This is a genomic window from Kitasatospora sp. NPDC093558 (assembly GCF_040683475.1).
In the GTDB taxonomy this organism is placed as follows: Bacteria; Actinomycetota; Actinomycetes; order Streptomycetales; family Streptomycetaceae; genus Kitasatospora.
Window position 1 is genome coordinate 1 of the sequence record NZ_JBFBDY010000241.1, and the last position, 9,487, is coordinate 9,487.

12 protein-coding genes are annotated in these 9,487 nt (G+C 74.6%); 9 read left to right on the plus strand and 3 right to left on the minus strand.

What is annotated here, in order from left to right:
- Together AB0O00_RS21585 and AB0O00_RS21590 are read left to right on the plus strand one after the other, a co-directional pair.
- A partial coding sequence (locus tag AB0O00_RS21585) for an FtsX-like permease family protein (protein ID WP_363654132.1) occupies positions 1 to 655 on the plus strand: 655 nt, incomplete at its 5' end.
- Positions 656 to 692: 37 nt separating this feature from the next.
- Positions 693 to 1,691, plus strand: a complete 999-nt coding sequence (locus tag AB0O00_RS21590) for an ABC transporter ATP-binding protein (RefSeq protein WP_363654134.1) — start codon at positions 693 to 695, stop codon at positions 1,689 to 1,691.
- Here AB0O00_RS21590 and AB0O00_RS21595 read toward each other — a convergent pair.
- Positions 1,688 to 1,867: a hypothetical protein gene (locus AB0O00_RS21595; protein WP_363654136.1), complete on the minus strand. Its 180-nt coding sequence runs from the start codon at positions 1,865 to 1,867 to the stop codon at positions 1,688 to 1,690. The genes AB0O00_RS21590 and AB0O00_RS21595 overlap by 4 nt on opposite strands.
- 151 nt (positions 1,868 to 2,018) lie before the next feature.
- Positions 2,019 to 3,554, minus strand: coding sequence for an AMP-binding protein (locus tag AB0O00_RS21600; protein WP_363654138.1), 1,536 nt, complete (start codon positions 3,552 to 3,554; stop codon positions 2,019 to 2,021).
- Positions 3,555 to 3,736: 182 nt separating this feature from the next.
- On the opposite strand from AB0O00_RS21600, the gene AB0O00_RS21605 reads away from it, so the two are divergent.
- On the plus strand, positions 3,737 to 4,273 hold the full coding sequence (locus tag AB0O00_RS21605) for a transposase (RefSeq protein WP_363654153.1): 537 nt from the start codon (positions 3,737 to 3,739) through the stop codon (positions 4,271 to 4,273).
- 101 nt (positions 4,274 to 4,374) lie between these two features.
- Entirely contained in the window at positions 4,375 to 4,983 is a 609-nt protein-coding gene (locus AB0O00_RS21610; protein WP_363654139.1) for an AAA family ATPase, read from the plus strand.
- Here the strand turns inward: AB0O00_RS21610 and AB0O00_RS21615 are convergent.
- On the minus strand, positions 4,961 to 5,179 hold the full coding sequence (locus tag AB0O00_RS21615; protein WP_363654141.1) for a hypothetical protein: 219 nt from the start codon (positions 5,177 to 5,179) through the stop codon (positions 4,961 to 4,963). The genes AB0O00_RS21610 and AB0O00_RS21615 overlap by 23 nt on opposite strands.
- A gap of 163 nt (positions 5,180 to 5,342) precedes the next feature.
- On the opposite strand from AB0O00_RS21615, the gene AB0O00_RS21620 reads away from it, so the two are divergent.
- The 5 genes from AB0O00_RS21620 to AB0O00_RS21640 form a co-directional block, all read left to right on the plus strand.
- Positions 5,343 to 5,600: a hypothetical protein gene (locus AB0O00_RS21620; protein WP_363654143.1), complete on the plus strand. Its 258-nt coding sequence runs from the start codon at positions 5,343 to 5,345 to the stop codon at positions 5,598 to 5,600.
- Positions 5,594 to 6,130: a GNAT family N-acetyltransferase gene (locus AB0O00_RS21625; RefSeq protein WP_363654145.1), complete on the plus strand. Its 537-nt coding sequence runs from the start codon at positions 5,594 to 5,596 to the stop codon at positions 6,128 to 6,130. Before AB0O00_RS21620 ends, AB0O00_RS21625 begins: the two co-directional genes overlap by 7 nt.
- 74 nt (positions 6,131 to 6,204) lie before the next feature.
- Positions 6,205 to 7,440, plus strand: coding sequence for a serpin family protein (locus AB0O00_RS21630; protein WP_363654147.1), 1,236 nt, complete (start codon positions 6,205 to 6,207; stop codon positions 7,438 to 7,440).
- Positions 7,441 to 7,514: 74 nt separating this feature from the next.
- Positions 7,515 to 8,285 carry a thioesterase domain-containing protein gene (locus AB0O00_RS21635; RefSeq protein WP_363654149.1) on the plus strand — a complete coding sequence of 257 codons (771 nt, stop codon included), beginning with the start codon at positions 7,515 to 7,517 and terminating at the stop codon, positions 8,283 to 8,285.
- A 69-nt stretch (positions 8,286 to 8,354) separates the two neighbouring features.
- A partial coding sequence (locus tag AB0O00_RS21640) for a styrene monooxygenase/indole monooxygenase family protein (RefSeq protein ID WP_363654151.1) occupies positions 8,355 to 9,487 on the plus strand: 1,133 nt, incomplete at its 3' end.

Below are 9,487 nucleotides of genomic sequence, written 5' to 3' on the forward strand. Positions count from 1 at the left end.
GCCCGAACTCGGCCGGGCCAACGCCTGGTTCGGCGTCGGCGACATCGACGACGCGCAGTTCACCGCGCTGGTCCGCGACAAGGGGATCACCGCCGCCGCGGGCCTCGTCAAGGTGATCCGGGAGGCCGCCGAGGCCGCCGGCCACGACCCGCACGCCCTGCCCGGCGGCTACACCGTGCGCACCAGCGCCGGGGTCGCCGCGCGCCTGGCCGCCGACCCGCTCCAGCGCTCCGCGCAGCGGCTCTTCTGGGCCGCGGTCGTCGCCGCCGCCGGGTTCGCCCTGCTCGCCGTCCTGCTCACGCTCTTCCGGGCCGCCCCCGAACGCGGCGCCATGCTCGCCCGGCTGCGCACCCTCGGCCTGCGCCCGCGCCAGGGGCTCGCGCTGATCCTCGCCGAGGCCCTGCCGCAGACCCTCGCGGCGGCCCTCGGGGGCGCGCTCGTCGCGTTCGCCGCGGTCGGCCTGCTCGGGCCCGCGTTCGACCTGTCGGCGCTGGTCGGTGTGCACGTCGGAGAGCAGCTGACGCCCGCCCTGCTGCCCGTGCTGCTGCCCACGGCCGGGCTGGCGCTCGTGGTCTGCGCGGGCGTGGTGGCGGAGACCGTCGTCTCCGGGCGCCGCCAGCTCGCCGCCGAACTCCGGGCGGGGGACCAGCGTTGAACCGGTGTGAGATGACGAAGAAGACAGGAGAAGAGCGGTGAAGAGCACCCCTCAGGAGCGGACGGCCGTCGCGGCCCCCACCCTCCAGGAGCTCCGGCAGCGGGCCCTCGCCGCCGCCTCGCCCACGGCGTACGGCGCGGGCGCGGCCATCGTGTGCGACCGGCTGGTCCGCATCTTCAGCGCCGAGGGGATCGAGGTCCAGGCCCTCCAGGGCCTCGAACTCACCATCGCCCAGGGCGACCTGGTGGCCCTCGTCGGCGCCTCCGGCAGCGGCAAGTCCACCCTGCTCACCATCCTGGCCGGCCTCGACGTGCCGACCGCGGGGACGGCCACCGTCGCCGGGTGCGACCTGCTGGAGATGTCCGCGCGCGAACGCCTGCGCTACCGGCGCGAGGTGGTCGGCTTCATCTGGCAGCAGACCGCCCGCAACCTGCTGCCCTTCCTGACCGCCGCCGAGAACATCGCCCTGCCGATGCAGCTGCGCGGCCGCCGGGGCCGGGGCGGGAGCTCCCGCCAACAGGCCACCCGGGTGGCCGAGTTGATGGAGGCCCTGGAGATCGGCGACCTCGCGCGCCGCCGCCCCGACGAGCTGTCCGGCGGGCAGCAGCAGCGCGTCGCCATCGCCGTCGCGATGGCCAACAACCCGCCCGTCCTGCTGGCCGACGAGCCCACCGGCGAACTGGACTCCGAGACCGGCGCCGTCATCTTCGAGGCCTTCCGCACCGTCAACCGCGAACTCGGCGCCACCGTCGTGATCGTCACCCACGACCCGATGGTGGCCGGCGAGGTCCGCCGCACCGTCGCCATCCGCGACGGCCGGACCAGCAGCGAGGTGCTGCGCCGCACGGTCACGGACGAGCACGGCGAGGAGTCCGTCAACGAGCGCGAGTACGTGATGCTGGACCGCACCGGGCGGGTCCAGCTGCCCGTCAAGTTCCTGGAGGCGCTGGGCATGGAGCACCGGGTGGCGGTCGACCTCGCGGCCGACCACATCGAGGTCAGGCCGGACGACCTCGCGGATGGAGACACGCCCTAGGTCTCGCCGCCGCCCATGTGCTGGAACAGTCCGCTCCGCTCGGCCTCCTCGCGGAGGTCGGGCGCCTCCTCGGCGCGTTCACCCCGGGCGGCCGCGGTACAGAGGGCGAAGACGAGCAGGGCACTGCCGGCCACGGCGAGGATGCCGAGCGCGGTCAGGACGCGGAGCCAGGTCACGGAGGTGCCTCCTGGGGACGGAGCGAGGGAACGCCGCCGGGGATTTATCGGCACATCGGTCCGCACGGTCGAGTGTCCACCTGCGGTTGTTCCCGCCGAGCACCGCGCGAGAGGTCGCCCGCGCGGGCGCTCGAAGCATCAGGGGGGCGCGTTACACCCCTTCGCGCGCCCCCAGGGCGGCGGACGCGTACCCCGGAGCGCCGTCCACCAGCGCCCGCAGCACCGTCAGGTCCGGCTTGCCCGTTTCCGTGAGCGGTAGCTGCGGCAGGACCAGGATCGACGACGGCGCGCAGAGCGGACCGCTCCGCTCCCGCACCCACCGGTGCAGCTGCTCCTTCGTCACTCGCGCGCCCGGCACCGTCGTCACCGCCGCGTGCACGCGCTCCAGCAGGTCCGGCCCCGGCGTCGCGAACATCACCGCCTCCCGGACGTCCGGGTGCGTGAGCAGCGGCCCCTCGACATCCGCCGGGTACACGTTGTGCGCGTCCACGATCGCCATCGGTTCGCGCCGCCCGGCCACCGTCAGGTAGCCGGCCGCGTCCAGGCTGCCGAGGTCCCCGGTGTGCAGCCAGCCGTCCCGCAGCACCTCCGCGGTGAGCTCCGGGTCCCGCCAGTAGCCCTCCATCGCCGTCGGCGTGCGGACGTGGATCTCGCCGGTCGCGCCGGGCGGCAGCGGGGTGCCGTCGCCGTCCAGGACGCGCACCTCGGTGTCCGGGAACGGGCGGCCCGCGGTGCCGAGGAGCCGCGGGTCGAGGTGCTCGTCCGGCGCCAGCCGCGTCACCGGGCCGCACTCCGTCAGGCTGTACGTCTGGTGCAGCACTCGCCCCAGCCGGCGCGTCGCCTCCGCGAGCCGCCGCGGCGCGGCCGGGCCGCCGGTGTACGTGACGCGGCGCAGGCTGCCGACGTCCGTGCGCGGCAGCAGCGGGTGATCCAGGACCCGGTACAGCAGGTGCGGCGGCAGGTACGCCCGGGAGACGGCGTGCTCCTCGATGGCGGCCAGGACGGCGTCGGCCGCGAAGCCGTCCTGGAGTACCACCGAACCGCCCGCCGCGAGCGCGAGGTCCGCCGATGTGCCGCCGCCGTGGCCCAGCGGCGTGCAGAGCAGGAACACCGACGCGGCCGGCAGTTCCGGCCTCGGCGGGCGGGCGAACCGGCGCACCACGCCCTTCGGCCGTCCCGTCGTGCCGCTCGTGAACCGCACCGCCATGATGTCCTCCGGCCGGCCCCGGGGCGCGAGCGGGGCGGGGGACAGCGGCGCGGCGAGCTCCAGGATGTCCGTCCCGAGCTCCGTCGGGCCGAGCGCCAACCGACCGACGGTGGGCAGCGCACGGGCGATGTGCGCGGCGGCCGTCCCGAAGCGCACCGGGTCGAACACGAGCGCGTCGGTGCCGGCGAACCCGGCCGTCTCGACCTGCTCGGCGACCGGCCGGTCCAGGTACAGCATCGCCACCCGGCAGCCGAGCACGTTGGCGGCCAGCCGCACCAGCACCGTCTCGGGCCGGTTCCCGGCCAGCACCGTCACCCCGTCCCCGCGCCGCAGCCCGGCGCCCTCCAGCGCGCGGGCGAGGCGGTGGACGGTGTCGAGGCACTCCTGCGCGGTCAGCGCGCGCTCCCCGCAGCGGATCGCCACCCGCCCCGGATCGCGCGCCAGCCCCGCCAGCACCAGCCCGGTGTACGTCGCGGTCACGTTCGGCCTTCCTGGTTGTCGATGATCCGAACTCTTGGGCGTAGATCCCCTGTTTCAGCCGGAGGTTAGCCCATCCTCGGCTCGGACCTGCGAAGTGGCACAGGCCGCTGCGTTGATGCTCCTGATTGGCTGTCAGTGGCGTGCACTATGTTGATTGCAGGAGGCGAAGGGGGGTGTTCCTCATGCTGGCCGGGCGACGTTACCGCCTTGAACTGACCGATGATCAGGCTGAGTTGTGTGAGACGTTCGGCAACATCTGCCGGTCGATGTGGAACACCGCGCTGGAGCAGCGGCGGGAGTACCGGCGGCGGGGGGCGTGGATGGGCTACGTGCCTCAAGCCGCCGAGCTGGCCGAGGCGAAGCGCGAGTTCTCGTGGCTCGCGGATGCTCCGTCGCACGTGTTGCAGCAGACGTTGCGGGATTTGGACCGGGTGTGCCGCGAGCGCGGGACGTTCAAGGTCCGGTGGCGCTCTCGGTGGCGCTGGTCGCCATCGTTCCGATTCCCAGCCGGGAACCTCATCACGGTCGAGAGGATCGGCCGCAAGTGGGGCCGCGTCAAGCTCCCGAAGCTCGGATGGGTACGGTTTCGCTGGTCCCGTCCACTCGGTGGTGAGGTCCGCTCTGCAACCGTCACCCGGCGGGGACGACACTGGCTCGTCTCGTTCCCGCACGGGGCCGAAGCCCCGCGCGGCTCGCGCGGCCGGAATCCCCGTCCGTAGGACGGGGAGGACGTCAACTGACGCACCATCATGTCGGTAGGTGGCGCGGTGGTGGCGCGCGGGGCTGTTATGGTTCCCGGTCGAGTACGAACGGGGGCCGGATGGGCAGCACGACGGACGGGACGCAGGTCGTGTCCCGCGGGGTGGTCGACCTGCGGGGCGCCGACGGGCCGGGGTTTGCCGTGCGGTATCCGGCGGGTGCGGTCGTGGTCGTCTCGGGGTTGCCGGGTGCGGGCAAGAGCACGCTGCTGCGGCGCTGGTCGGCGGACGGTGTGGCCGTGGTCGATCCGCGGGCCGTCCACGAGGCGTGCGAAGCCGTCATGCCCGCGTGGCTGCCGTACGCCGTCTACCGGCCGTGGGCCCGGCCGCGGCACGCGCTGCTCCTGCGGAGCTCCGTCCGGCGGGGCGGCCCGCTGCTCGTGCACGACTGCGGCAGCCGCGCGTGGATGCGGCGGTGGCTCGCGCGGGAGGCGGGGCGGCAGGGGCGCGAGTTGCACCTCGTGCTGCTCGACGTCGGCGCGGGCACGGCACTCGACGGCCAGCATGCGCGGGGTCGGCACGCCTCCACCCGGGTCTTCGCCCGGCACCGGGTCGGGCTGGCCCGGTTGTCGGCGGCGCTCGACCACGGCGATCCGGTTCCCGAGGCGGCTTCGGTGCTCCTTCTCGACGCGGTCTCGCGCTCGCGCGCTACCGCGGTGCGGTTCGGCTAGCGCGGCGTTCGGCCTCGGCGTGCCACCAGCCGGGTGGGGACGGGCTGTTGGCGGTCGCGGTCGGCTGGTCGGGGTGGAGGCCGAGCGGGCGTAGTGCGTCGGCGGGGAGCCGGATGTCGTACCAGCCGTGCCAGCGGCCGTCCGCGTCCTGCCCGCAGATCAGGTTCACGAGGAAGTCCGCGGCCGGCCAGGGCATCCAGTCGATGCCACGCTCACGCAGTCAAGCGCGGACGGCCGCCATCGGGCGCGGGCAGCCCGGGAGGTTCTCGTAGGCGACGATGGTGATCCAGTCGGGATCGGTTGTGGTCATGCCATCCAGGGTAGGCTCGTCGAGCTTCGCGGGGGGAGGGGTTTTCGGGATGGGCGACGGTGATCGACGGCGTGTGCCGGAGCGGGTGGTGGCGGCGGAGCGCCTGGCTGCTGCCTGCGGGTTTTCGAAGAGTCGCCCGCCCGAGGTGGGGCGCCTGCCGGCCGCCGCTCTTCGGGGCGCGGTCGACGGGCTTCGCCTGTTCTACCTGACCCACCCCGGCCTGCTGGCCGCCGAAGTGCCGACCACGCTCACGAGTTCGGCGATCCTCGCCACTCGGAAGGACCGGAAGGAACGGACCTCATGGTGACGATCGAGACGCCCCGCCTGATCCTGCGCCGCTGGCGCGAGGAGGACGTGGCCCCGATGGCGGCCATCAACGGTGACCCCGAGGTGATGCGGTGGATCGCCGACGGCAAGCCGCTGGAGGAGGCGGACAGCCACCGCTTCAGCGCGATGGTCGAGCAGCGGTGGGAGGACGAGGGCTTCGGCCTGTTCGCCGTCGAGGTGCGCGAGACCGGCGAGCTGGCGGGCTTCACCGGCCTCGCCGTCCCGCGCTTCCTGCCCGAGGTGCTCCCGGCCGTCGAGGTCGGCTGGCGCCTGGCCCGGACCTTCTGGGGCCGCGGCTTCGCCACCGAGGCGGCGCGGGAGGCCGTCCGCTTCGCCTTCGAGGACTGCGGCCTGGACCGGCTCGTCAGCATCGCCCAGATCGGCAACACCGCGTCGGAGCGCGTGATGGACAAGCTGGGCATGCGCGTGGAGCGCGAGACGACCACCCCGGCCACGGGCCGCCGCGTGCGCGTGCACGAGCTGACGCGCGAGCAGTACGACGCTCGCTGAGTGGCGAAAACCGCTGGCCGCGGCCGACCGGGCACCCCTACGCTCCGGTACGGCAGCCGAGGACAGGGGACTTGATGAGCAAGGCCGAGATCGTACGCGGGGTCAACGGGCTGGGCGCGCGGTGGGCCGAGCACGCGCTCGCGGACGGGCGGCAGACGGTGCTCATGCCGGCTGGCGTGTGGCCGCTGCTCGGACTGGTGGCGCCCGCGGGGAGTCCGGCCGTGCGGCGGGAGTTGGAGGACGTGCTCGGGCTGCCGGCCGACGCCGCCTCCGAGCGGGCGCGTCAACTGCTCGGCCTGCTGGGGGACATGCCGGGCACCTCGGCCGCGCTCGGGCTGTGGACGGCCCAGGGGGTGCGGCCCCGGCCCGAATGGCTGGCGGGCCTCCCGGCGGACGTGATCGGCCGCCTGACCGGCGACCCCGAGCTGGACCGCAAGACGCTCGACGCCTGGGCGTCCCGCTGCACGGACGGGCTGATCGACGCCATGCCCGTCCAGGTCGACGAGAACACCCGGTTCGTGCTGGCCAGTGCCCTGACCGTCAAGACCGAGTGGATCCGCCGCTTCAGTCCCGGCGGCTACGTGGACGGCGACACCTGGGGCCGCGACGTGGAGTACCTGTCGCGGTCCACCTCCCTGCTCGACCGCGCAGCCGTCGCCGACACCCCGGCGGGCCCGGTCACCGAGGTGCGGGTGCTCGGCAAGCACGACATCGACGTCCACCTGCTCCTCGGCGAGCCGGACGCCCCGGCGGGCGCCGTCCTCGCGGCAGGCTTCGGCATCCTGGCGCACCGCCACCCCCGGGTCACCGCCGACCGCCTGCCGACCGGCACTCCGGGCCCCGGGCTCACCATCGGCTGGCAGCGCAGCTACCTGCGCGAGCCGGTCCTGGCCGTCTGCGTCCCGCAGTTCACCGTCGAGGCCGACCACGACCTGCTGGAACACCGGGGCCTCTTCGGCCTCACCACCGCGAGCCGCCCGTCCGCGACGGAGAACCACCTCCCGGGTCTCTCCGGGGACGACGAGCCCCTCGTCGTCGCCAGCGCCCGCCAGGCCGCCACCGCGAGCTTCGGCCCCCGCGGTTTCCGGGCGGCGGCCGTCACGGCCCTCGGCGTCGCCATCGGCGCCGCCGCATCGCTCCCGCCGTACAGCGTCCGCCACGTCCGGGCGGACTTCGGCCGTCCCTTCGGCTTCCTCGCCGTCCACCGCACCTCGGGCCTCGTCCTCGCGGCGGGCTGGGTGACGGACCCGGACGACTACAAGGACCCGTGGGCCGATTTCGGGGACGAGGACGACGAACTGCCCGAGTGACCCCTGGGGTCGGTGGGGCGGGCCTGGGAGACTGGGGGTGGTAGAGGATCATCCGCTGAGAGAGGTCGCCCCGCATGTTCGGTAGTGCTGCTGTCGAGAGTCCGTGGTTCCGGCGGTTCAGCCCGAGTGACTCGGCGCCCGCGCGGGTCGTGTTCTTCCCGCACGCCGGCGGGGCCGCGAGCTTCTTCGTCGACTACGCGACCGCGCTCGCGCCCCACGCCGACGTCCTCGCCGTGCAGTACCCGGGGCGGCAGAACCGGTTCGCCGAGCCGGGGATCGACTCGGTGGCGGAACTCGCGGAGTGCGTGTACCGGGAGCTGCGGGCCTGGGCGGACCGGCCGCTGACGTTCTTCGGGCACAGCCTGGGGTCGGCGGTGTGCTTCGAGGTCGCCCGCCGGTTCGCACGGGACGGGGTGGCCGGGCCCGAGCACCTGTTCGTGTCGGCGGGCCGGGCGCCGTCCGAGCCGCGCGACACCGAGATGCACCTGATGTCGGACGACGGGCTGCTCGCCGAGATCGGCCGGCTCGGCGGCACCGACGAGCGCCTCCTCGCCGATCCGGAGCTGCGCCCCCTGATCCTCCCGGCGCTGCGGGCCGACTACACCGCGATCGAGAGGTACCGCTGCGCGCCGGACGCCACCGTGCCGCAGCCGATCACCGCGCTGGTCGGCGACACCGACGACCGGGCGACGATCGCGCAGGTGCGGCCGTGGGCCGGGCACACCACCGGCGGCTTCTACCTGCGGGTCTTCCCCGGCGGGCACTTCTACCTGACCGAGCAGGCCCCGGCGGTGCTCGACCTGCTCGTCGCGCACCTGACCGGCCGGTCCGGTTCGGGGTGGTGACGGCGCCCGACTGTTCGACTACCGTGCGCATCTGACGTTCGGTCAGTCGAGTCGCCCGGGAGGCGTGCCATGCGTCGGATCGCCGTCGTCGGAGCGGGCCAGGCCGGTCTGCAGCTCGCGCTCGGGCTGGTCGCGGCCGGCTACGAGGTGACGCTGGTCGCCGAGCGCACGCCCGAACAGCTGGTCGGCGGGCGGGTGCTGTCCACGCAGGCGATGTTCGGCCCGGCGCTGCGGATCGAGGCCGCCGCCGGGCTGGACCTGTGGGCCGCCGAGGCGCCCGCCGTCGACACGCTCACGATGACGCTCGCGGTGCCGCCGGGCGTGCGGGCGCTGGAGATCACCGCGACGCTGGACGAGCCCGCGCAGTCCGTCGACCAGCGGCTCAAGCTGGCGCGCTGGCTGGAGCTGCTGGCCGGGCGCGGCGGCCGGGTCGAGTACCGCACGCTGGACCGGGACGGGCTGCGCGCGCTCGCCGAGCGGCACGAGCTGACGGTGGTCGCAGCCGGGCGCGGCGGCCTGGCCGGGATCTTCGAACGCGACGCCGCCCGCTCGCCGTTCGACCGGCCGCAGCGCTCGCTGTCGTGCCTCTACGCGCACGGCGTCGGCGCGCCCGACCCGGCCGTCGAGCCGCGGGCCCGGATGTACGCGCTGCCCGGCCTCGCGGACCTCTACCTCCAGCCGGCCCTGACGCTCTCCGGGCCGTGCGCGATCCTGCTGTGGGAGGCGGTGCCCGGCGGGCCGCTGGACGCGTTCACCGACGCGCCCGCGCCGGACGTCCAACTGGCCAGGATCCGCGCCCTGTTGGTGGAGCACCTGCCCTGGGAGGCGGAGCTCTGGCGGCATGCCGAGCCGACGGACGCGGGGGCGGGCCTGTTCGGGGCGGTCACACCGACGGTCCGGCGGCCGGTGGCGGCGCTGGGCGGTGCGCGGGACGTGCACGTGCTCGGCATCGGCGATGCCGTCGTGGTCAACGACCCGATGACCGGCCAGGGCGCCAACAGCGCGGCCCGCGCGGCCGACGCGTACCTGCGGGCGATCGTCGAGCACGGCGACGCCGCGTTCACGCCGGCCTGGATGGCGGCGACCGCCGAGGACTTCTGGCGGCAACACGCCCGGCACACCGTGGAGTTCACCGCCACCATGCTGACCGCGCCGGAGCACGTGCAGGGCGTGTTCGCGGCCGCCGCGCGGCACGAGGCCGT